This is a genomic window from Rhizobium sp. UFLA01-1127, assembly GCF_059803845.1.
On sequence record NZ_JAUQTZ010000009.1, the window covers coordinates 1 to 22,462 of the forward strand.

At 59.1% G+C, this 22,462-nt stretch carries 23 protein-coding genes and 1 pseudogene; 14 read left to right on the top strand and 10 right to left on the bottom strand.

The window, feature by feature from the left end:
- Nucleotides 1-182 (bottom strand): annotated as a pseudogene (locus tag Q4Q11_RS03710) (NAD(+)--rifampin ADP-ribosyltransferase); the annotation flags it as partial.
- Nucleotides 183-417: 235 nt separating this feature from the next.
- A complete protein-coding gene (locus tag Q4Q11_RS03715; RefSeq protein WP_498568698.1) occupies nt 418-1,218 on the bottom strand; it encodes a sulfite exporter TauE/SafE family protein in 801 nt (266 codons plus the stop codon).
- A 248-nt stretch (nt 1,219-1,466) separates the two neighbouring features.
- Between Q4Q11_RS03715 and metG the strand changes: the two genes are divergently transcribed.
- The 4 genes from metG to Q4Q11_RS03735 are packed head-to-tail and all read left to right on the top strand — an operon-like array spanning nt 1,467 to nt 5,131.
- Entirely contained in the window at nt 1,467-3,020 is a 1,554-nt protein-coding gene (metG, locus tag Q4Q11_RS03720; protein WP_498568699.1) for a methionine--tRNA ligase, read from the top strand.
- A gap of 8 nt (nt 3,021-3,028) precedes the next feature.
- On the top strand, nt 3,029-3,811 hold the full coding sequence (locus Q4Q11_RS03725) for a TatD family hydrolase (RefSeq protein WP_113214007.1): 783 nt from the start codon (nt 3,029-3,031) through the stop codon (nt 3,809-3,811).
- Nucleotides 3,812-3,815: 4 nt separating this feature from the next.
- A complete protein-coding gene (locus tag Q4Q11_RS03730; RefSeq protein ID WP_498568700.1) occupies nt 3,816-4,643 on the top strand; it encodes an MBL fold metallo-hydrolase in 828 nt (275 codons plus the stop codon).
- Complete coding sequence (locus Q4Q11_RS03735; protein WP_112507079.1) at nt 4,640-5,131, top strand: YbaK/EbsC family protein; 492 nt, start codon at nt 4,640-4,642, stop codon at nt 5,129-5,131. The genes Q4Q11_RS03730 and Q4Q11_RS03735 overlap by 4 nt, the downstream gene beginning before the upstream one ends.
- 544 nt (nt 5,132-5,675) lie before the next feature.
- Here Q4Q11_RS03735 and Q4Q11_RS03740 read toward each other — a convergent pair.
- Together Q4Q11_RS03740 and Q4Q11_RS03745 are read right to left on the bottom strand one after the other, a co-directional pair.
- The gene (locus tag Q4Q11_RS03740) at nt 5,676-6,530 is read right to left on the bottom strand and encodes a D-alanyl-D-alanine carboxypeptidase family protein (RefSeq protein ID WP_112507081.1); all 855 of its coding nucleotides are present in this window, start codon (nt 6,528-6,530) and stop codon (nt 5,676-5,678) included.
- A gap of 426 nt (nt 6,531-6,956) precedes the next feature.
- Nucleotides 6,957-7,181, bottom strand: coding sequence for a DUF1127 domain-containing protein (locus Q4Q11_RS03745; RefSeq protein WP_498568701.1), 225 nt, complete (start codon nt 7,179-7,181; stop codon nt 6,957-6,959).
- 102 nt (nt 7,182-7,283) lie between these two features.
- On the opposite strand from Q4Q11_RS03745, the gene Q4Q11_RS03750 reads away from it, so the two are divergent.
- The 4 genes from Q4Q11_RS03750 to Q4Q11_RS03765 all read left to right on the top strand — a co-directional run bounded on the left by Q4Q11_RS03750 (nt 7,284) and on the right by Q4Q11_RS03765 (nt 9,710).
- A complete protein-coding gene (locus Q4Q11_RS03750; RefSeq protein ID WP_498568702.1) occupies nt 7,284-8,174 on the top strand; it encodes a LysR family transcriptional regulator in 891 nt (296 codons plus the stop codon).
- Nucleotides 8,175-8,583: 409 nt separating this feature from the next.
- Nucleotides 8,584-8,793 (top strand): cold-shock protein, encoded by a 210-nt coding sequence (locus Q4Q11_RS03755; protein WP_075852595.1) that lies wholly within the window; start codon nt 8,584-8,586, stop codon nt 8,791-8,793.
- Nucleotides 8,794-9,213: 420 nt separating this feature from the next.
- A complete protein-coding gene (rpsU, locus tag Q4Q11_RS03760; protein WP_112507089.1) occupies nt 9,214-9,504 on the top strand; it encodes a 30S ribosomal protein S21 in 291 nt (96 codons plus the stop codon).
- Nucleotides 9,501-9,710, top strand: coding sequence for a hypothetical protein (locus Q4Q11_RS03765; protein ID WP_112507091.1), 210 nt, complete (start codon nt 9,501-9,503; stop codon nt 9,708-9,710). The genes rpsU and Q4Q11_RS03765 overlap by 4 nt, the downstream gene beginning before the upstream one ends.
- 41 nt (nt 9,711-9,751) lie before the next feature.
- On the opposite strand, the gene Q4Q11_RS03770 is transcribed toward Q4Q11_RS03765, so the two are convergent.
- Nucleotides 9,752-10,363, bottom strand: coding sequence for a dihydrofolate reductase family protein (locus Q4Q11_RS03770; protein WP_498568703.1), 612 nt, complete (start codon nt 10,361-10,363; stop codon nt 9,752-9,754).
- Between the two features lie 271 nt (nt 10,364-10,634).
- Here Q4Q11_RS03770 and Q4Q11_RS03775 point away from each other — a divergent pair, with 271 nt between their 5' ends.
- From Q4Q11_RS03775 to Q4Q11_RS03800, 6 genes are all read left to right on the top strand, one after another.
- Complete coding sequence (locus tag Q4Q11_RS03775) at nt 10,635-12,524, top strand: ABC transporter ATP-binding protein (protein ID WP_498568704.1); 1,890 nt, start codon at nt 10,635-10,637, stop codon at nt 12,522-12,524.
- 2 nt (nt 12,525-12,526) lie between these two features.
- Nucleotides 12,527-14,428, top strand: a complete 1,902-nt coding sequence (locus Q4Q11_RS03780; protein WP_498568705.1) for an ABC transporter ATP-binding protein — start codon at nt 12,527-12,529, stop codon at nt 14,426-14,428.
- A gap of 35 nt (nt 14,429-14,463) precedes the next feature.
- Complete coding sequence (locus Q4Q11_RS03785) at nt 14,464-15,054, top strand: NADPH-dependent FMN reductase (RefSeq protein ID WP_112507097.1); 591 nt, start codon at nt 14,464-14,466, stop codon at nt 15,052-15,054.
- 208 nt (nt 15,055-15,262) lie between these two features.
- The gene (locus Q4Q11_RS03790) at nt 15,263-15,769 is read left to right on the top strand and encodes a winged helix-turn-helix transcriptional regulator (protein WP_498568706.1); all 507 of its coding nucleotides are present in this window, start codon (nt 15,263-15,265) and stop codon (nt 15,767-15,769) included.
- Nucleotides 15,770-15,786: 17 nt separating this feature from the next.
- Nucleotides 15,787-17,052 carry a beta-ketoacyl-ACP synthase II gene (gene fabF, locus Q4Q11_RS03795; protein ID WP_498568707.1) on the top strand — a complete coding sequence of 422 codons (1,266 nt, stop codon included), beginning with the start codon at nt 15,787-15,789 and terminating at the stop codon, nt 17,050-17,052.
- A 57-nt stretch (nt 17,053-17,109) separates the two neighbouring features.
- The gene (locus Q4Q11_RS03800) at nt 17,110-17,532 is read left to right on the top strand and encodes a DUF4864 domain-containing protein (RefSeq protein ID WP_498568708.1); all 423 of its coding nucleotides are present in this window, start codon (nt 17,110-17,112) and stop codon (nt 17,530-17,532) included.
- 78 nt (nt 17,533-17,610) lie between these two features.
- On the opposite strand, the gene Q4Q11_RS03805 is transcribed toward Q4Q11_RS03800, so the two are convergent.
- From Q4Q11_RS03805 to Q4Q11_RS03825, 5 genes are all read right to left on the bottom strand, one after another.
- Nucleotides 17,611-18,501 carry a cell wall hydrolase gene (locus Q4Q11_RS03805; protein ID WP_112507106.1) on the bottom strand — a complete coding sequence of 297 codons (891 nt, stop codon included), beginning with the start codon at nt 18,499-18,501 and terminating at the stop codon, nt 17,611-17,613.
- A 502-nt stretch (nt 18,502-19,003) separates the two neighbouring features.
- Nucleotides 19,004-20,134 carry a tRNA guanosine(34) transglycosylase Tgt gene (gene tgt / locus Q4Q11_RS03810; RefSeq protein WP_498568709.1) on the bottom strand — a complete coding sequence of 377 codons (1,131 nt, stop codon included), beginning with the start codon at nt 20,132-20,134 and terminating at the stop codon, nt 19,004-19,006.
- Between the two features lie 6 nt (nt 20,135-20,140).
- Complete coding sequence (queA, locus tag Q4Q11_RS03815; RefSeq protein ID WP_498568710.1) at nt 20,141-21,226, bottom strand: tRNA preQ1(34) S-adenosylmethionine ribosyltransferase-isomerase QueA; 1,086 nt, start codon at nt 21,224-21,226, stop codon at nt 20,141-20,143.
- A 75-nt stretch (nt 21,227-21,301) separates the two neighbouring features.
- The gene (locus Q4Q11_RS03820) at nt 21,302-21,811 is read right to left on the bottom strand and encodes a peptidylprolyl isomerase (protein ID WP_498568711.1); all 510 of its coding nucleotides are present in this window, start codon (nt 21,809-21,811) and stop codon (nt 21,302-21,304) included.
- Nucleotides 21,812-21,889: 78 nt separating this feature from the next.
- Nucleotides 21,890-22,462 (bottom strand): peptidylprolyl isomerase, encoded by a 573-nt coding sequence (locus Q4Q11_RS03825; protein ID WP_498568712.1) that lies wholly within the window; start codon nt 22,460-22,462, stop codon nt 21,890-21,892.

Below are 22,462 nucleotides of genomic sequence, written 5' to 3' on the forward strand. Positions count from 1 at the left end.
GGCTCTACGACGTAAACACGCGGGACTGCGCCGCCTTCGTTGAGTTCAGCCGCGATTTCAGCGGCAAGGCCTGCACCGTCCACAAGGGCGGTGAAATAGATATGGTTCATCACCACTTCCGGACGATAATTCGATCGGTATCCAGCAGTGAGGAAGTCACCCACGCGCAAATCCGCGATTGTGCCATGAAAGAAAGAAGGGGCCTTCGCCCGGCGCTTCGGTCATCATGATCGTCCTTATCTTGTGAATCTGCCTGTAGTCAGTTGGCTAAGCGGCGCCAACGTCCGCGATGGGGTCGAAAGTCGACATTCATGAACGCTTGGAAGGATGCCCGGTTTTGTCGCAATGCGGCCGATCCGGCAGCCGAGTCCACTTGGTAGTACCTGCCGCATAATTTCGCGCTCCGCTTGGAGCTTTTCAAGGAAAGATCAGCTTCCAGGCGACGATGGCGAGCGTAGCGGCGAGGATGATGCGCACGGACCGCTCATGCAGGCGAGGCGCCAGCAGGCTGCCGGTGACAATGCCCGGAATCGATCCCACCAGCAAGGCGAAGAGCATCGTCCAGTTGATCTCGCCGATAAACCAATAACCCATGCCGCCGATCAGGGTCAGCGGCACGGCATGGACGATATCCGAGCCGACGATTTCGCGGACATCCGTCTGAGGATAAAGGACCAAAAGCACGGTGACGCCGAGCGCTCCGGCGCCGACGGACGTCATCGTGACGAGAATGCCGAGCATAAGGCCGAGAATGACGGTCAACAATGCGATGCTGCGCGGCGATATGGCTCCGCGCTCACCGCGCCATTTGCGAATGGCCTCCAGTATCCGGCCGCGGAAAATCAGCATCAGCGCCGTCAGAAGCAAAAGACAGCCCAAAGACAGCGTAATGGCGTGCGCGACGGCAGGGCTCTCGCGATTGACGCCGGCCATGATCCAGAGCATGGCGAGCGCCGCCGGGACACTGCCGGAGCCCAGGAGGCCGACGACCCTCCAATTGACCCGCCCATGCATGCCGTGCACGGCGGTTCCAGCCGTCTTGGTGATCGCGGCGTAAAGAAGATCGGTGCCGACGGCGGTCGCCGGATGCACGCCGAAGAGAAGGACGAGCAGTGGCGTCATCAGCGAACCGCCGCCGACGCCGGTAATGCCGACCAACATGCCGACGAAAAAGCCGGAAAAGGAATAAAGCGGTTGAAAGGAAGCGACCAGACTCAAAATCACGGCCCCTTGAAGCCGCTGGATAAACTACTAAAAATATAGATGAAATTCACGGCGATCTCTGTCCTGTATTCCGGTTTATCGAAGGGGTAAAGGCGAGGCAGGAGCCTGTCAAGCAAGGCACCTCGCAGGAGTTTGGAATGCTGCGGGCGCGAAACTTGATGTTTCGCTCCCGGCAAACATGCGCTAAAGCGAGCGGAGCAAGAATAACAGAGACGCAACCGTAAAAGCGGACCACTGCCTAGATGACCGAAAAAACTCCGTTCTACATCACCACTGCAATCGCTTATCCCAATGGCAAGCCGCATATCGGCCATGCCTATGAGCTGATTGCCACCGACGCGCTGGCGCGCTTCCAGCGCCTCGACGGCCGCGACGTCTTCTTCCTGACGGGCACGGACGAACATGGTCAGAAGATGCAGCAAACGGCGCGGGCCGCAGGCTTGGAACCGCAGCAGCTCGCCAACCGCAATTCGGACGAATTCCAGGCGATGGGCAAGCTGCTCAACGCCTCCAACGACGACTTCATCCGCACGACTCAGCCGCGCCATCACGAGACGTCGCAGAACATATGGAATCTGATGGCCGATGCCGGCGACATCTACAAGGATTCCTACGCGGGCTGGTATTCGGTGCGCGACGAAGCCTATTATCAGGAAAACGAAACCGAGCTGCGCGCTGACGGCGTGCGCTACGGGCCTCAAGGCACGCCGGTCGAATGGGTGCAGGAGGAAAGCTATTTCTTCAAGCTCTCCGAATATCAGGACCGGTTGCTGAAGCATTATGAGGAAAATCCTGATTTCATCGGTCCCGCCGAGCGCCGCAACGAAGTCATTTCCTTCGTGAAATCGGGTCTGAAGGACCTGTCGATTTCCCGCACGACCTTCGATTGGGGCATCAAGGTGCCAAATGACCCGGCTCACGTCATGTATGTCTGGGTCGATGCGCTCACGAACTACATTACGGCGACCGGCTATATCGAAGACCGCGACAATCCGCGGGCGAAATATTGGCCGGCCGACCTGCATGTCATCGGCAAGGACATCATCCGATTCCACGCGGTCTACTGGCCGGCCTTCCTGATGTCGGCGAAGCTGCCGCTGCCGAAGCGCGTCTATGCCCACGGATTCCTGCTCAACAAGGGCGAGAAGATGTCGAAGTCGCTCGGCAACGTCGTCGATCCGGTCAACCTCGTCAACCACTTCGGCCTCGACCAGGTGCGCTATTTCTTCCTGCGCGAAGTCTCCTTCGGCCAGGATGGCAGCTATAGCGAAGAGGCGATCGGCACGCGCATCAACTCCGATCTCGCCAACGGAATCGGCAACCTCGCCAGCCGTTCGCTATCGATGATCGTCAAGAACTGCGACGGCCGGATTCCCGAATGCGGCCCGCTGACGGACGAGGACAGGGCGCTTCTCGCGCAGGCCGACGCGTTGCTCGCTTCGACGCGCGAAGACATGGGCAAGCAGCTCATTCACCGCGCTTTGGCTTCGATCATATCAGTCGTCTCCGAGAGCGATCGCTATTTTGCCAGCCAGGAGCCCTGGGCGCTGAAGAAGACCGATCCGGCCCGCATGGCGACCGTTCTCTATGTCACGGCGGAGGTCGTGCGCCAGATCGGCATTCTGCTGCAGCCCTTCATGCCGGAATCTTCGGGCAAGCTCCTTGATCTCATTGCCATCCCGGCCGACAAGCGCGATTTCGCGGCGCTCGGCGATGCAGGTCGCCTCGTCGCCGGAACGCCGCTGGAAGCACCGAAGCCGGTCTTCCCCCGCTATGTTGCACAGACAGCCGAATAAGGTTTTCCATGCTGATCGACACGCATTGCCATCTGGATTTCGCCGATTTCGAGGAGGAGCGCGACGCGATCGTCGCTCGCGCTCACGAAGTCGGCGTCAAGCAGATGGTCACCATCTCGACCAAGGTCAGGAAACTCGACGGATTGCTCGCGCTCACCGAGCGTTATCCATCGGTTTTCTGTTCGGTCGGCACGCATCCGAACAACGCCGACCAGGAGCTTGATATCCAGACGGAAGATCTCGTGCGCCTAGCAAACCAGCACCAGAAGATCGTCGCGATCGGCGAGGCGGGGCTCGACTACTTCTACGACACCGTCAAGCCGGCAGATCAGAAAACCGGCTTCCTGCGCCATATCGCCGCCGCGCGCGAAACGAAGCTGCCGCTCGTCATTCACAGCCGCAGCGCCGACGAGGATATGGCCGCGATCCTGACGGAAGAGACGGGGAAGGGGGCTTTCCCCTTCATCCTTCACTGCTTCTCCGCCGGCCCTGCCCTTGCCCGTACGGGCGTCGAACTCGGCGGCTATATCTCCTTCTCAGGCATCCTGACTTTTCCGAAATCGGAGGATCTGCGGGAGATCGCCAGGACGATCCCGCACGATCGGCTGCTGGTCGAAACCGATGCGCCATATCTCGCGCCGAAGCGGTGGCGTGGGAAACGCAACGAGCCGTCCTATGTCGTCAACACGGCCGAGGTGCTGGCCGATACGATCGGCGTCAGCATGGCTGAGATCGCGGAGATCACCACGGCAAACGCATTCCGCTGCTTCTCCAGGATGACGAGGGTCTGACGTCGTGACATTCCGGCGGCGCTTCACCATTTTGGGCTGTTCATCGTCGCCAGGTGTGCCGCGCATTACCGGCGATTGGGGCGCCTGCGATCCCAAAAACGCGAAAAACCGCCGCACGCGCGCTGCCTTCCTCGTAGAGCAGATCGCGCCGGATGGCGGCATCACCACCGTCGTCATCGATACGGGACCGGATTTCCGCGAGCAGATGATCCATGCCGGCGTCAACGCCATCGACGCGGTTCTCTACACCCATGCGCATGCCGACCATATTCACGGCATCGACGACCTGCGCGGCTATTTCCATATTTCGAACGAGCGCATCCCGATCTATGCCGATCCGCCGACCATGGATCGCATTCGCGAGGGCTTCCGCTACTGCCTGGAAACGCCGCCCGGCAGCAGCTATCCGCCGATCGTACGGCCGGTGCTAATCGAAAATCTCGATAAAAGTTTCACGATCGATGGGGCAGGCGGCCCTATCCGCTTCTGGCCACACAAGCAGCTGCACGGTGACATCCATTCGCTCGGGTTTCGTATCGGTAAGCTTGCTTATTGCAGTGATATCAGCGACTTCCCACCGGAATCGATAGAAAAAGTTCAGAACCTCGATATCCTGATTATCGACGCTCTGCAGTATCGGCCGCATCCAAGCCATCTATCGCTGGAACAATCGCTTGGGTGGATCGAACGCCTGCAGCCGAAACATGCCATCTTGACCCACATGCATACGCCGCTCGATTATGAAACCGTGCTGGCTGAAACGCCCGACCATGTCGAGCCGGCCTACGATCAGATGCAGATCGAACTCGACGTGGAGGATGACGATCTATGAGCGAAGACATCAAGAAGCTTTCCAGCCTGGAGCGCGTCGAGCTTGCAGCGCGCGAGTTGGGGCTGGATATCTCGATCAAGCGCATGGAGCAATCGACACGGACCGCTGAAGAGGCCGCCAAGGCCGCGGGCTGCGCGGTCGGGCAAATCGTGAAGTCTCTTGTCTTCGTCGATGCCGATACACATGCCTTGACACTGCTTCTCGTCTCCGGCGCCCATAACGCCGATACGGCATATATCGCAGCGACTTACGGGCTTCGATTGAAGCGCGCCGATATCGATCGCGTTCGCGATGAAACCGGCTTTGCCATTGGCGGCGTTGCACCGATCGGCCATCGCGTCAGTCTGCCTGTCTTCATGGATGAGAGCTTTTTGGCTTACGATCAGGTGTGGTGCGCGGCCGGGCGGCCGGACAGCATATTTGCGTGCAATCCGAAGACGCTAGCCGAGAAGATTGGGGCCAAGGTAATCCGCATCAAGGCGAACTGAGTACAATACACCGGATCGTTCGGCGCCCGGAAAATCCTCCGAACATAGTGATATCGTCTCGGGTCGGTTCATCGAGATCGCGCCTTACGAACGCATCGTGCAAGCAATGAATTTCGAATCCGAGGACGCGGCATTCGACGGCATGATGATCATGACCTAGTCCTTGGCAGAAGGACCGTCAGGCATGCCGGTCACGACAACTTGCGAGAACGTGCCTTACGGTATCAGCAAGGGACCATGATGAGGGCTTGAGATCGACTCTCGACAATCTAACCAACTATCTGGAATAAAAGAAAAAAGTTTTATTTTTTTGCTGCGCTCCAGTCCATTTTAGTTCCATAACCTATGTTATCTGATATTTATGTGTAGCCGCAAAGTTAAAGTGTCCTGATCCTGCAAAGTTGGAATGTCACTCTCCCCGCATTTGATGACGTGGGAGATTGCGGATGGGACTGATTGCGATGAGCGAGCGCGATGTGCAGCGGATCGAGATTTTGTCGAAGGCGATGGCCGGCCGCATGACGCTAGTGTCGGCAGCGTATCCTCAATTCGCCGAACTCTGCTTTGCGGCGTCTGTCGATACCGTGGCTGTCTTCGCCGTCGGAGCCAAGTAGGTATCCAGAAGGTTCGCCATCTTGTCATCGCGAATCTGCGCGGTCTTCTCACCCATCACGACACCGACGACGCGGCGGCCATTCTTCGCCGCAGACGTCACGAGATTGTAGCCGGAAGCATCGGTATATCCAGTCTTGATGCCGTCGGCTCCGGCATAGCGATACATCAGATTGTTGTGGCCACGCAGTTTCATGCCGCGGAACTTCATGCCGCGCAGCGAGAAAAGTTTGAACTCTTCCGGAAAATCGCGCATCAGCGCAACGCCGAGCGTCGCCATGTCGCGGGCCGTCGTGACCTGCTCCGGATCTGGCAGGCCGGAGGGATTCTTGAAGACCGTCTTGCTCATGCCGAGCTGATGCGCCTTTGCGGTCATCATCTTGCCGAAGCTCTCCTCGGAACCACCAAGCTGCTCGCTAATCGCAACCGCGGCATCATTGGCCGAAAGGACGACGATACCTTCGACGGCTTCGCGCACCGTCACCTTGCGGCCGGCGCCGATCGCGAATTTGAAGGGCTCCTTGCTCTCGGCATTCGCCGACATGGTCAGCTTCTGATCCCATTTCAGACGGCCTTCATGCAGCGCTTCGAAAGCGAGATAGAGCGTCATCATCTTTGTGAGCGAGGCCGGATAGTTCAGCTCGTTCTCATTCGATGCTTCCAGCACCTGACCGCTGCGCGCGTCCACGACGTAGCTTGCCTGCCCTGCCTCCGCAGCCGAAGCCGCACCGAGAAGCACCAAGGTCGAGATCGCCGTGGCGAGCAGAAAGGAGGCTTTATTGAGCATGGATTTTTGCGGTCTCTTTTATTGGTGTTCTTGTTTATGGGTGTTCCTGGCGGAGCAGCAGACGACCGGAGCGAACTGGCGGCCAGCTTTCGAGCGGAATGGATCGGGCAAATCTGTGGCGGAAAAAAGAACGATGCCAGGAAAAAATGGACCGTCCGAAAATAAGTCCCCAGACTGTTTGCTCTTGGCTCTCGCCTCATGCTGATCCTGTCATAAAGACCATGTCGGCCTGATCGCGGCAGTGAACGTGCGGAATATCGCGAACCATCGCGACGCGATGTGCGAAAGCGGCGTTTGCTATCTGGAACAGGGTCGTAACGTCGCAGCCCCGCTCAAATATCCCCGGTAACCCCTACCCTACAAGGCCCCCACAGGAGATACGCGGTTCAAGGTGTCCTGCCGAACGTCGGGACGCCTTTGAACGTCCTAATCCCAGAACCATGACTTGCCGACCTCGGTGCGCGCTTCGGCGCGTGTCACGCCGATATCGCGAAGTTGCTCGTCGGTCAGGTCACGCAGATCCCATCTCGTTTCACGTTTTTCGAGATAGGCCAGAAATCTTGCAAACTCCTTCCGCAGAAATCCTCGCTTTCGCAGATCCCTGCCGACGCCCGCCTTTGGCTGCATCGGCCTATCGATATCGGTTGTCATTTTCCTGCTCCTCAGGTTCATCTCGATATGGCCTAAGGATGCGCTGGTATTAGCAATGAATGAAGCTTATGATCTTTATGCAATCCATAAGGAATTCTTCTAGTGCTCAATCTGGATCAGCTCGCCGCCTTCATCAGCGTGGTCGATCTCGGCAGTTTCACCGCGGCTGCCGACAAGGCCGGGCTTTCACAACCGGCCGTCAGCCTGCAGGTAAAGCTGCTGGAACAGCGCCTCGGCGTGAGACTGATCGAGCGCGGCGGGCGGCGGGCGCAACCCTCGCCGGCCGGACATGATTTGCTTCCGTATGCACGGCGCATTATCGAAGCCTGCTCCATGGCTGAGGAGGCGATGACGCCCTTTCGGGAGGGATCTGTCGGCCGCGTGCGGATCGGCAGCGGCGGCACGGCCTCGATTCATCTGCTGCCGCGCGCCATCGCTATGGCGAAGAAATGTATGCCCGATCTCGAGATTATTGTTCGTGTCGGCAATATCGACGAAATCCTGCGTGATCTCGAAGCCAATGCACTGGATCTCGCAGTGGTCGCCCTGCCCGCTTCCGGCCGTTCGCTCGAAGTCGAACCGTTCCATGAGGACGAGCTACTGGCCGTGGCGCCCAAGGGAAGCGTGATGCCGGATGGCGGGCCGGACGTGGAATTCATGAAAGACAAAACGCTGCTGCTTTACGAAGGCGGCAACACGCGGCGCGCCACGAACGAATGGTTCGGGGCTGGCGGGTTTCGTCCCGAGCCGGCGATGGAGTTCGGAAGCGTCGAAGCCATCAAGGAGCTGGTGGCCGCCGGCCTTGGATGGTCCATCCTCCCGGATATGGCACTGAGGCGGGATAAATCCGACCTTCTGGTGACCTCGCCGCTCAGGCCGAGGCTGGTTCGGCAGCTCGGCATCGTGCTGCGGCGGGACAAGCATCTCACCAAAGGTCTTCGCGAAATCATGAAATCCCTTCGCCAATTTCGTGTGTCGGAACATACGGTATAGCGTAAAAGGGATATCTTGATTGCGACCTTTCGCTTTGAAACCAAAGAGAAACGCCCGCGGTCGCCTGCTCTGAGCGGGACAGACCGTGATTCGGTCTCCGGACGGCGAAGAGACACGTCTCGTACACGAGCACGCCGACGTGCTTTCGCTGAACGCGTTGCGAATCCGATGACTGGCCTATTGGAACGGGCCTATCAGCCCGATGTTCGCCTCAGAAAGCTGCCGGACGAAAACTCTGAGACCGGCTCTGTTGCCAAAATGTAAATTGAACCTATATAAGACCTATCGACCATTGCTTGTGACATCGCCGAACAGCCACCGTGCTCTCGCCGGATTTCCTCTCAAATAATCGATCAAATCCCGCAAGGTATCGCGGGAGCAACAACGGTTACTATGAAAGGAAATCGTTATGAACACTGGTACTGTAAAGTGGTTCAACTCCACCAAGGGCTTCGGCTTCATTCAGCCTGACGATGGCAGCACGGACGTTTTTGTCCATATCTCGGCAGTAGAGCGCGCCGGCATGCGTTCGCTCAACGATGGTCAGAAGATTACTTACGACATCGTGCAGGATCGCAGATCTGGCAAGAGCTCGGCCGACAATCTTCGGGCCGCATAATTTGTCACGGCTTCGCGCGACCACGGATGTACTGGCGCGCTGAAACCATGATCGCGGAAGGTCGGGAGACGTCCCGGCCTTTTGTTTTTCATTTCGAACGGAGAACGACATGGCACATGGTCGTTACCGGCCGGGCGACAGCGTCGTCCTGAAGTCTGGAATTTTTGGAAGCGCCCAATCTTCTGGCAGAATCGTGTCTGTCCAACCTGTATCACAGGGCGTTGTTCACTACCGCGTCCGCTTCCAGAACGAGAATTTCGAGCGAAGCATCCGTCAGGACGATATCGACGTTGAGGCGTCACCATCGCCGCTTTCGCGAGCGCAAGCCGAGATACCGCAAATATCGAAATCGAGCTGGATCAACTCGAACTCAATCCGTACCAAGAAATAAACGCAGCGTGAGCTGAGTAAGGAGAAACTTTGCAGGTTCTGGTTAGAGACAATAACGTCGATCAGGCACTCCGCGTCCTGAAGAAGAAGTTGCAGCGCGAAGGCGTGTTTCGTGAGATGAAGGCGCGCAGCGCCTACGAAAAGCCCTCCGAAAAGCGTGCCCGCGAAAAAAGCGATGCGATCCGCCGCGCTCGGAAACTTGCCCGTAAGCAAGCTCAGCGTGAAGGCCTGGTGCCGGCACCGAAGAAGAAAGTGATGGCGTCGGGTCGTGGACGTCCGCCGTCTCCCGCAAACGCGCACGCTGATAAAGGCGAAGCATGACCAAGGCGAAAGACAACCTCTTCAAGCCTGAAAAGCTGTCTGCACAGGCCAAGTCCGAGCAGACGACGTCGATTGCCAAGGATATCCTGGCTCATGAGGCGTCTACCCGGCAAAAGAAGACAGAGAGGCTTCGTGCGCTTCGTTTGGCGCAGGAGGCAGAGCTTGGACCGGCACCGAAAGCAAAAAAGAAGACCACGAAAGGATAACGATCGCCCGAGTCCGGTGGCGTTCCCTTCGATATGACCGGTTATTCCAGCCGCTTGCGGCGCTCGATCTCCTCTTCGGACGGATCCGATCCAACGAAGGAACCGGTCTTCACCGGACCGTCCGGCTGATAAGTCGCAAAGATGACACCGGTCGGCGACGATTGGGTATGCAGCAGTTTCATTGCGACAGGAACCACCCCGCCGGCGAACAGCTTCTTGCCGCCGCCCAGCAGGAGCGGAAAGATCACAAGATTGAATTCATTGATCAGTCCATGGTGTAAAAGGGTCTGAGTGAGATGGCCGCTGCCCTGGATAAGGAGATCCGGCCCCTCGCCGGCTTTCAGCTCCTTGATCGCCGCCACGACATCCTTGCCGAGGGACCGGCTCTTGTTCCATTTCAGCTCGGCATCGCCGCGCGTTGCGACATATTTGGTGACATTGTTAAATCGCTTGGCGATTGGATTATCATCGCCGATATAGGGCCAGTAGGCAGCAAAAATATCGTAGGTCTTGTGTCCCAGCAGCAGATCGAACGGTTTTTCGAACAGTTCGAAGTGCGTCTTGCCGCTCGCCTCGTCGAAATAAGGGAATACCCAACCGCCGTGCTCAAAACCGCCCGTCGGATCCTCGTCCGGCCCGCCTGGTGCCTGCATGACACCGTCGAGGCTGACGAATGTGGCTGCATGACCTTGCGCATGATGTCCTCCTTCTCTGGCATGGTACCCGAAGGACGTCTCGCCGATTTCGATGCCGACATGTCATCGACTATTTTTTGAACACGTAATCTAACGTTCGCGCTGGACTTGTGACCGATTGACTCTTGAACGTCGCCACGGAATCGGCAAAATTCATCCTATCAATATTTCCTCCGAGATACGAACCCGTCTGCGGGCCGGCCTCGTTTAATTATGCCTGGATAAAAGCGTGAGCAGCGATTCATCAAGAAGCGCGGCGAAGCCATTGGCCTCGCGTGCGCATGTCAATGCGGTTGGCTGGGGCCAAGGCCTGTCGACGATCATCCGGATCACCCACATGACGCTGCGCCATCCCTGGCAAACCAGCTTCGCCATTGGGGCAACTTTTATAGCTGCAACGTTGCAGCTCCTAATACCGCGCCTGCTGGGCCGCGCCGTCGATCAGACACAGACGGCAGTCGCCGGCGGCACCGCCGGGCAGATCGCCGAAAATGCATTGATGACAACGGCCATGCTGCTGCTCGTCGTCAGTATTCTGCGTGGCCTGTTTACGATGGTGCAGAACTATTACAGCGAGGCCGTTGGTCATCACATGGGTTATGAGCTCCGGCTCGCCTGTTACGAGAAAATCCAGCAGCTCTCCTTCAGCTTCCATGACAAAGCCCATTCCGGCGATCTCATCACGGTCGGCCTGCTCGATCTCGAAGGCGTGCGCATGTATTTCTCGACGGCACTGGTGCGCATGGTGCTGCTCGCCATGCTGATCGGTGTCGGTGCCTATATGCTGCTGTCGACCGATGTCGCGCTCGGCCTGCTGGCTCTGAGCTTCGTGCCTTTCGTGGCATGGCGCTCTTCCGTCACGCAGCTGCGGCTGCGCTCGACTTGGCTCGACCTGCAGGAACGCCTCTCGGTGTTGACCCGCGTCATGGAGGAAAATCTCGGCGGCATCCGTGTGGTGCGTGCCTTCGCCGCGCAGGCGCACGAACTCATGAAGTTCGACCGGGCCTCGCACGACGCGCTTTCCCTCGCCCACAGGCGCGTCGGCATCCGCGTCATCAATACCAGCGCCATGAACCTTTCCTTCTTCATGTCGATGGGGCTTGTGCTCTGGCTCGGCGGTCTCAAGGTCATCAACGGCGAAATCAGCGTCGGCACGCTGGCCTCGTTCCTGACCTTCATGACCATCCTGCAGATGCCGGTGCGCCAGCTCGGCTTGATGGTAAATGCGTTCGCACGCGCTTCCACCTGCGGTTCGCGCCTGTTTGACCTTCTCGATCTCGATATCCCCATCAAGGATGCTCCGGACGCCAGACCACTCGTCGTGACCGACGGCACGCTGCGGTTCGAGAACGTCGACTTCAGCTATCCGGGCTCCGAAACGCGGCCGGTGCTGAAGAACATCTGCTTCGAGGCAAAGCGGGGCGAGACGATAGGCATCGTCGGGCCTCCAGGCAGCGGCAAATCCACCATCGCCCACCTCATTCCGCGCTTTTACGATGTCACGGCCGGGCGGATCACCCTCGACGGGCAGGATATCCGCAAGGCGACGCTGCAATCGCTGCGGCAGAACGTTGCCGTCGTGCAGCAGGATTCCTTCCTCTTCACGACGAGCATCGAGAACAATATCGCCTATGGCGATCCCTGGGCGAAGGAGAGCCGCATCGAGCGCGCCGCGGAGTCGGCGCAGCTGCATAATTACATTCTCGGTCTGCCGGCCGGCTACACGACCGTCGTCGGCGAGCGCGGCGTGTCTCTTTCCGGCGGTCAGCGCCAGCGCCTGACGATCGCCCGGACATTGATGCTGAAACCTGCCGTGATGGTCTTCGACGATTCCACCGCCGCCATCGACGCCGCGACGGAGCAGCGCATCCGCAGCGCCATGAAACGTTTTGCCCGCGACCGGGTGACCCTGATCGTCGCCCACCGGCTAAGCTCGCTGATGCATGCCGACCAGATCCTGTTCATCGAGGATGGCGAAATCGTCGAACGCGGCACCCATGAGCAGCTTTTGGCCGCAGGTGGGCGCTACAAGGCGCTTTACGATCTCCAGGTTCGCCCGGAGGACGATGTCGTCAAGGCATCGGGCGACATGCTCGGAAGAGCGAAAAGGGAGGTATGACAATGTCGGAAATCACCGAAACCGAGCGCAATGACGTGCGTGAGGATGGTCGTCGCCCTCCCCGCGCCGTCGTCGGCTCGCATCGCGTCGAAGAGGAGATCTTCGGCGAGGTCTTCGATGGCAAGATCATCCGCCGAATATGGGCCTTTGTCAGCCCTTATCGTCGGCAGATCTATATTTCGGTCGCGGCCGTTCTGCTCTTTACCGGATCGCAGATCGTCATTCCGCTCGTCATCCGTCATGCAATCGACGGCGCCATGGCGCCCGGCGCCGTGGATTATTCGGCTCTCTGGCTGTCTCTCGGGGTTTTCACGGCCGCCATCCTCGTCAATTACGGGGCGAGCTATGTGCAGGAAACCTATGTCGGCCAGGTGGCGGAGGAAGTGCTGTTCGATATCCGCCGGGCCATGTTTGCGCATCTCCAGCGCGTCTCGCTGTCCTTCATGGACAAAACCGAGGTCGGCCGCCTGATGTCGCGCCTGCAGGGCGATGTCAACTCCATGCAGGAATTCCTTGAAACATCAGTGCTTTCCGTCGGCGATATCGCCCTGCTTTTCGGTATCGTCTTCGTTATGCTGTCGCTCGATTTCCGGCTCGGCCTCCTGACGCTTTCCGTCATGCCGATCCTGTTCATCGTACGCCTGTTCTGGCTGCCCAAGGCGCGCGTTGCTTTCATGAACGCCCATGAGACGAATTCCGTCACCAATGGCGCGCTGGCGGAAGCCATCCATGGTGTCCGCGCCGTTCAGGGCATGCATCGGCAAGCGGTCAATTTTGCTCTTTTCGACGACAAAGCTCATACAAATCTGCAATCGCATCTGACGGCTGCGCGTTATGCCCAGATCATGGTGCCGATCGTCGATACGCTGACAGGCATGGCGATGGCGATCGTCATCATCGTCGGCGGTTCGATGGTGCTGAACCACAGGCTCGACGTCGGCATCATGGTCGCCTTCCTCTTCTACATTCAGCGCTTCTTCGACCCGATCCGCTCGCTGACCATGCAGTATTCGGTTATGCAGCGCGCCATGGCCTCCGGCCAGCGGTTGACCGAGGTGCTCGATGTCCCGGTCGATATCAAGGATGCGCCTGATGCAAAGGAGCTGTCGCCGGACATGGACGGCTCGGTCGAATTCCGCGACGTCGTCTTCGGCTATGATCCAAAGCATCCCGTGCTGAAGAATGTCAGCTTCCGGGTCAATCCCGGCGAAACCGTCGCGCTGATCGGGCCGACGGGTTCGGGTAAATCGAGCTCGATGGCACTCATCCATCGCTTCTATGACGTGCAACAGGGTCAGGTGCTGGTCGGCGGTCACGACGTGCGGTCCCTCACCCAGGAATCGCTCGGCCGCCAGATCGCCATGGTGCTGCAGGAGCCGTTCCTATTCACCGGCACGCTGCTGGAGAATATCCGCTACAACAAGACGGAAGCGACGCGCGAGGAAGTCATCGAAGCCGCCAAGGCCGTTGGCGCGCATGAATTCATCATGCGGCTGCCCGATGGCTACGACAGCGTTCTCGGCCAGCGCGGCGGCGGTCTCTCGCTCGGTCAGCGCCAGCTCATCAGCTTCGCCCGCGCCCTCGTGGCGGATGCCAAGATCCTCGTGCTCGACGAAGCGACGGCGAATATCGACAGCTATACCGAAATGCTGATCCAGAAGGCATTGGTGAAGCTGCTCGAAGGCCGTACAGGCCTTGTCATCGCCCATCGTCTGGCGACCATCCGCGAGGCTGATCGCATCCTCGTGCTGCAAAATGGCCAGCTGCTTGAAAGCGGCAATCACAATCAGCTGATGGCGAATGGCAAACTCTATTCGAAGCTCTATAACCTCAATTATGCGTCCTTCGACGATATTCCGGAGGAGGAAGTCTCCGCTTCGGTGCCGGCGGAGTCACAGACATAGACACTTCGCACAAGACTGTGGGGACATAATCGACAATGGCCGACAGTATTCTGGTTCTCTACGGTTCCTACCGATCGGATCGCGTCGGCATCCGTCTTGCGAATTATCTCGTAAGCAGTCTACGGCAACGCGGAAACGATGTGGAGCTCATCGATGCGCAAGCGGCCGGACTGCCAATGCTCGATCGGATGTATAAGGAATACCCCAAAGGTTCCGCTCCCTCGGCGATGGAGAAGCTCGCCGAAAAAATTCGCGCCGCCGATGCCTTTGTTTTCGTCACCGGCGAATATAATTGGGGCATGCAACCCGGGCTGAAGAACTTGACTGATCATTACCTTGAGGAGTGGTTTTGGCGCCCGGCGGCCATTGCCAGCTACTCTGGCGGCCGCCTTTCCGGCGCGCATGCGGCGGTCGCCTGGCATGGCGCCCTTTCCGAGATGGGAATGATCGTCATCTCGAGCACGCTTGCCGTCGCGAATATATCGGCCGCTTTAGACGCCGACAGCAAACCGACCGGAAGCGGAGGCGATGCGCTCGCAAAAGCTTTTCCCCGTTTTGCCGACGATCTCGCCTGGTGGACCGAGGCCGCGAAACAGCAGCGCGCCCGCAAGGCACCTCCGTACTGAAAAATCCGGAACCTGTGGGCACGCAGCCGGCGGTCATCTCTTCTTGGCCGCCGAACACTTGGCCGCAAAGAATACCTTTGCGAATTTATTCTCGGACTCAAGAGACGGCCAAATCTCACGATAGCAAATTGGGCATTCACTCGGTGTCGAGCTCGCTTCACGTTTGTAACTTGCATTATGCTAGTTACTCATGTTATCAGCCCTGCCCATGCAAAGAACCAGCTTCAGCACCTTCAAATGCCCCGCTGCCCGTGCGCTCGAAAGCGTCGGCGACTGGTGGAGTATCCTGATCCTGCGGGACGCGCTGCAGGGACTGAGCCGGTTCGACGAGTTCCAGAAAAATCTCGGCGTTGCGCCGAATATCCTGACGCGGCGGCTCAAGCACCTGACCGATGAAGGCCTGTTCGCCCGGCGCCTCTACAACGAGCGGCCGCCGCGATACGAATATGTGCTGACCGACAAGGGCCGCGATTTCTTCCCCGTTCTCATGGCACTCTTCACCTGGGGCAACCGGCATCTGCCGCCCGAAGAGGTTGCCGTGCGGCTCGCCGACGCCAATACCGGCGCAGACCGCGACCCGCTTCTCATCGACCGCGTCACCGGCCGCACCTTTCAGCCCGAGGATACGATTCTCGTGCCGGGGCCAGCGGCCGACGACGCCGTTCACGAACGCATCGGCCAGATGAAAGCATGGTTTCTAAGCTTCGACGCCTGACCAAATAGGAGCAAGACATGGATCGTATCGTCGTCACTGGCATGGGACTGGTTTCTCCCCTGGGCGTGGGTGTCACCGCCAGCTGGAAGCGGTTGATTGAGGGCCGTTCGGGCCTGCGGCTGCTGCCGGAGGAGATGGTGGGTGATCTCGCCGCCAAGGTCGGCGGTATTGTCCCTCATATCGCGGAGGATACCGAGGCCGGTTTCGATGTCGACCGCTATGTGCCGGTCAAGGATCAGAAGAAGATGGATCGCTTCATTCTCTTCGCCATGGCCGCAGCCGAGGAAGCGATCCTCCAGTCCGGATGGCAGCCGACAGAGCTTGGCGATTTGGAGCGCACGGCTACGATCATCGCATCGGGCGTCGGCGGCTTTCCGGCTATAGCCGATGCTGTGCGCACAGCTGAAACGCGCGGCGTCAAGCGATTGTCGCCGTTCACCATCCCATCCTTCCTCGTCAATCTCGCCGCCGGCCAGGTCAGTATCCGTTACGGATACAAGGGACCACTCGGCGCGCCCGTCACCGCCTGTGCCGCCAGCGTCCAGGCGATCGGCGATGCCGCGCGACTGATCCGTGCCGGAGAGGCCGATATCGCTATCTGCGGCGGCGCGGAAGCCTGCATCGACAAGGTGAGCCTCGGTGGCTTCGCGGCCGCACGCGCGCTCTCGACCGGCTTCAGCAACCGGCCGGAAGAGGCCTCCCGCCCCTTCGACAGCGGCCGCGACGGCTTCGTCATGGGCGAAGGCGCAGGCATGCTCGTTATCGAAACATTGGACCACGCGCTCGCCCGCGGCGCGACGCCACTCGCGGAGCTTGTGGGTTATGGTACGGCGGCAGATGCCTATCATATGACGGCAGGACCGGAAGATGGCGACGGTGCGCGCCGGGCCATGCTCGCGGCCCTTTCCCAGGCTCGGATTTCTCCGGCCGAAGTCAAGCATCTGAACGCGCATGCCACATCGACACCGGTCGGCGACCGCGGCGAGATGGAAGCCATCAAAACGGTTTTCGGCCGTGAAGGCGCGATTGCGGTCAGCGGTACGAAGGCGGCAACAGGCCATCTTCTGGGTGCGGCCGGCGGCATGGAAGCGATCTTCACCATCATGGCGCTGCGCGACCAGATTGCGCCGCCGACCCGCAATCTGCAGAATCCTGATCCAGCTGCCGAAGGCATCGATATTCTAGGCGCCAGTGCCCGACCGATGGCCATGGACTATGCGATCTCCAATGGTTTCGGTTTTGGCGGTGTCAACGCCAGCGCCCTCTTCCGCCGCTGGCAGTAACCGCTTCTGTTCAAGATCAAAGCGCGCTATGCTCACTCCATATGGCTGGGGTAGAACATGCGCGCTTTTTTCATGGCCGCTTCTCTCTTCTGCATCGCCTTAGCACCGGCGGCCTATGCGGAAGATCCGGTGCAGACGGCACAGAACCTCATCGAACAACAGATCGAAGCCTTTCTGCACGATGATGCGGCGACGGCCTATACCTTTGCAGCACCCGGCATCAAGGCGCTTTTCCCGGACAAGGACAGTTTCTTCTCCATGGTGAAAAAGAGCTACCAGCCGGTTTATCATCCCGGCAACTATGCCTTCGGCAAAAGCCGCGCGATCGGCGGCGGCGCGGCGGTCTATCAGGAGGTGCTGATCACGGGCACCGATGGCAAGGACTGGACAGCGATCTATCAGATAACCCGCCAGCCCGATGGCAGCTATAAGATCAATGGCGTGCAGATTCTTGCCAAAGCGGCAAGCGAGGGCATCTGAGCATTCGTCGTGCCCAAAATGAAAACAGCGCGCCTCTCAAAGAGGAACGCGCTGTTGTAATAGCTTTGGTCGAACCTTTTAACCGCGAATTCGAAGCGAATTTCCTGCCGGCATATTGCCGTCGAATTCGGGCCGCGGCTGCGGAATGACAACCGTCGAAGCCGGCATCGGCGTGTTCGTGTATGTCGCCTCGTCGTTCGAAAGCGGTCCGGAAATCGCCATGTTCGTCGGCGCCGGCGTCGGGATTGGAACCGCGGTCGGGATGGCGACGGCGCTCTGCGGCATCGTCACCATCGGGTTCGAGACAGGCGTAAAGGCCGCCACGGCCGAGGTCGTCGATAACGGCTGCGTTTCCGGCAGCACGAACGGAGATTGCGGCGCGCCCTGCGCGGGTACGTAATTCATCGCGACTTCGTAGGCCGGAAGCGGCGCGGGCGTCTGAAGCTGGCCATCCCGGCCGCGCTTTTCATAGAATGCGTTGCCGCCGGCATAGGCGACATAATGCATATTATCGTACGGGAATCTCAGACCTTCCGTATGGAAGAACATCGCGTCCTTCACCTGAGGATGCCGCTCGCCACGCAGGATCGCCGCGGCGGCCGAGTCGAGATCCGGCTTCGCTTGATCCTTGACTTCCCTGGTCATAACACCCGGGGCAAACTGCTTTTCCTGGGAGACGACGCCACAGATCGTAGGCGGATAGGCACCGGAAGTCAGCCTGTTCATCACGACCGTACCAACGGCCATGTAACCGCTGGGATCGGAACGCTGCGACTCGAAGTACATCGCGCGTTCGAGACAGTCCTTATCCTTCGTCGTGTAATTATATGTCACCTTCGCACCACGAATGGGCTTGGTGGTATTGCGCGGGGCGGGTGTTGTCTTCTGTGTCGTCGTGCAGCTCGTAGCTGCCAGACCGACAACCAATAGCCCCGAAAGACATGCCCCGAATTTGCGTTGCGCCCTCAACGGCAAGTGCCTCCTATTTTCGGTAGTACAGCCCTTATCGATCAAGAGAATGCGTTTTAGCCGGATTTTTTGAAAATTCCAAGCGGTCACGCAATCAAATCAGCCAATGACGTTTTTCAAAGGCGGATGGACCGTTTATTCCGATTCGCTATTTTTCCCAATGCTTTATTGTAACCAATGCCATTTCAAGAAATAGCCGAAGACAGAGGATGCCGAGGGCACGCCTGTTCCAGCCAGCTCAAAACGATGTGTTTCAAAGATAGCGATCAATCGATAATAAAAGATTTACCAAACGCTTTAAGACGTTTGGCGCCACCCCGCTTCGATGAGAATTCGCCCGGGCGCGAAGCAGCAGAACAGCCATCCGCCATGCACGGCGGCAGGCGGATGCCAGACCTCGCCATCCTCTGCCCCGACCTTCTCATATTGCGCGTCGATCGCCTCGCAAGACGGCAAGTGGTCGCGGCGACATCGGGAACATGCAAATTACCTATGTTGGCGATCAAGCCGGCTCGAGATCACCTCTCGCCCAGTTCTCCATTGTCTCGGCCATGAAATCTGCAAAGCGGCCTTCGGCGATCGCCTGACGAATGCCCTGCATCAGCTCCTGATAATAGGCGAGATTGTGCCAGGACAGCAGCATGCCGCCGAGCGCTTCGTTGGCGCGAACGAGATGATGCAGATAGGCGCGCGAATAGTCCCGCGAAGCCGGGCAGTTCGACTGCTCATCCAGCGGGCGGATGTCTTCGGCGTGGCGCGCATTGCGGATGTTCACCTTGCCGCGACGCGTGAAAGCCAATCCGTGACGACCCGAGCGGGTCGGCATCACGCAATCGAACATGTCGATGCCGCGAGCGACGGATTTCAATATATCGTCCGGCGTGCCGACGCCCATCAGATAGCGCGGCTTCCCGGTCGGCAGCTCCGGCAAGGTAATTTCAAGCATGTGCAGCATGACCTCCTGCGGTTCGCCGACAGCAAGGCCGCCGACCGCATAGCCCTTCAGGTCCATGCCGCTCAGCGCTTGCGCGGAACGAACGCGAAGTTCGGGAATATCGCCGCCTTGGACGATGCCGAACATTGCCTTGCCGGGCTGATTGCCGAAAGCCACCTTGCAGCGTTCTGCCCAGCGCAGCGACATTTCCATGGCGCGCTCGATGTCCTTCGGCGTTGCTGGAAGAGCAACGCATTCGTCGAGCTGCATCTGGATATCGGAATCGAGCAGGCCCTGGATTTCGATCGAGCGCTCCGGCGACATATGATGCAGGCTGCCATCGACATGCGACTTGAAGGTAACGCCCTGTTCGTCCAGCTTTCGCAGGCCGGACAGCGACATCACCTGGAAGCCGCCGGAATCGGTGAGGATCGGGTGCGGCCAGCGGATCAGCTGGTGCAAGCCGCCGAGTCGGGCGACGCGCTCGGCCGTCGGGCGCAGCATCAGGTGATAGGTATTGCCGAGAATGATATCGGCGCCGGTCTCTCGCACCTGATCGAGATACATGGCCTTGACGGTTCCGACCGTGCCGACCGGCATGAAGGCAGGGGTACGGATCGTGCCGCGGGGCATGGAGACTTCGCCGAGGCGCGCGCCGCCGTCGGTCTTCTTCAATTGAAACTGAAAGCTCTCGCTCATGTCGTCCTAGTCTTTCCGGTAGAGCAGGCTGCCATCGCCATAGGAATAGAAGCGATAGCCCGTCTCGATAGCATGGGTATAGGCTGCGCGCATCGTATCGAGGCCGGCAAAGGCCGAAACGAGCATGAACAGGGTCGAGCGCGGCAGGTGAAAATTGGTCATCAGCATGTCGACGGCCTTGAAGCGGTAGCCAGGCGTGATGAAAATGCCCGTGGCACCCTGCCAGGGCTTGATCGTGCCGTCGTCACCGGCGGCGCTTTCGATCAATCGCAGCGAGGTGGTGCCGACGCAGACGATGCGCCCGCCCCTCGCCTTCACGGTGTTCAGCTTTGCGGCAGTCGCGCCATCGACATGGCCGATTTCGAAATGCATCTTGTGATCGTCGGTGTCGTCGGCCTTGACGGGCAGGAAAGTGCCGGCGCCGACATGCAGCGTCACGAAATGCCGCTCGACGCCCATGGCATCGAGCGCAGCAAACAACGATGGCGTGAAATGCAGGCCGGCGGTCGGGGCGGCAACAGCGCCCTCTTCGCGGGCGTAGATCGTCTGATAATCGGCGCGATCGCGCTCGTCTTCCGGGCGCTTCGCCGCGATATAGGGTGGCAGCGGAATATGCCCCACCGCTGCGATCGCCTCATCGAGAGCGGGACCGGACAGATCGAACCGCAAGGTGATCTCACCGCCCTCACCCTTTTCCTCGACCGTCGCATCGAGCGAACCGAGCGCGCAGACATTCTCGCCATGACCGAACCGAATGCGATCACCGATCTTGATGCGTTTTCCCGGCTTGGCAAAGGCCTTCCAGCGATCGGGCGCGGCACGCATATGCAAGGTCGCCGAGACGTGCTGGCCGGGCGCGCCTTCACGGTGGCGAATGCCTTCGAGCTGCGCCGGTATCACCTTGGTATCGTTGAAGACCATGGCGTCGCCGGGGCGCAGGAAGGATGGAAGATCGCGCACCTGATGGTCGCTCAGCGTGCGCATGCCATTGTTGGGATCGACGACGAGCAGGCGCGCGCTGTCGCGCGGCTCGGCGGGCCTGAGCGCTATACGCTCATCCGGCAGATCGAAGTCGAAAAGGTCAACACGCATTTGGTTCTTCCATGCAAAGCGAAACCCGCCCCTCGCACCAAAGGCGCAAGAGGCGGGTTTCTGGAATAATCACGATCAGACGTCGGCGGCAACCCGCGCAGATACGATCGAGTCCGGATCCTTTACCGGCTCGCCGCGCTTGATCTGGTCGACGAATTCCATACCGGAGATCACCTGGCCCCAGACGGAATACTGCTTGTTGAGCCAAGGAGCGTCGGCAAAACAGATGAAGAACTGCGAATTGGCGGAGTTCGGGTTCTGTGAACGCGCCATGGAGCAGGTGCCGCGAATATGCGACGTGGCGGAGAACTCGGCCTTCAGGTCGGGCTTGGAGGAGCCGCCCATGCCGGCACGGCCTGGGTTGAAGGTTTCACTGCCCTGCTTGCCGAACTGCACGTCGCCGCTCTGGGCCATGAAGCCGTCGATGACGCGATGGAAGACGACGCCGTCATAGGCCTTCTCGCGCGCCAGCTCCTTGATGCGGGCGACATGTTCGGGAGCGACCTGCGGCAGAAGCTGAATGACAACCTGGCCCTTGGTGGTTTCCAGGATGAGGGTGTTTTCCGGGTCCTTGATCTCAGCCATGTTCGTTTCCTTGTTCTCTCTAGTTTGGTTACGCATGCATCCTGGGTGGCCGACGCCGTTCAGGATCATGCCGTGAAATCACTTCTTGGTGACAGTGACCTTGATCATCTTGTCAGGGCTGCTCACTTCGCCGTTTTGGCCTTCGCCGCGCTTGATCTTGTCGACGAATTCCATGCCCGAAACGACCTTGCCGACGACAGTGTACTGGCCGTTCAGGAAATCGCCATTGGCGAACATGATGAAGAACTGCGAGTTGGCGGAGTTCGGGTCCTGGGCGCGCGCCATGCCGACGGTGCCGCGCTGGAACGGAACCTTGGAGAATTCGGCAGGAAGGTTCGGCAGATCTGAACCACCGGTGCCGGCCTTGCGCGGATCGTAGCCCTTCGCCGCATTGCCGTACTGAACATCGCCCGTCTGGGCCATGAAGCCGTCGATGACGCGATGGAAGACGACGTTGTCGTATGCACCCTTCTTTGCCAGCGCTTCAATCTGCGCGACATGCTTCGGAGCGACCTCCGGCATCAACTGGATGACCACCGGTCCGTCCTTGAGCTGGATGGTCAGAAGATCTGCGGCTGCGGCCGAGAACGCGCTGCCTGCGAAGGCGGCTAGGCTCAGGAATCCTGCCAATGCAATATGAAAGAGTTTCAT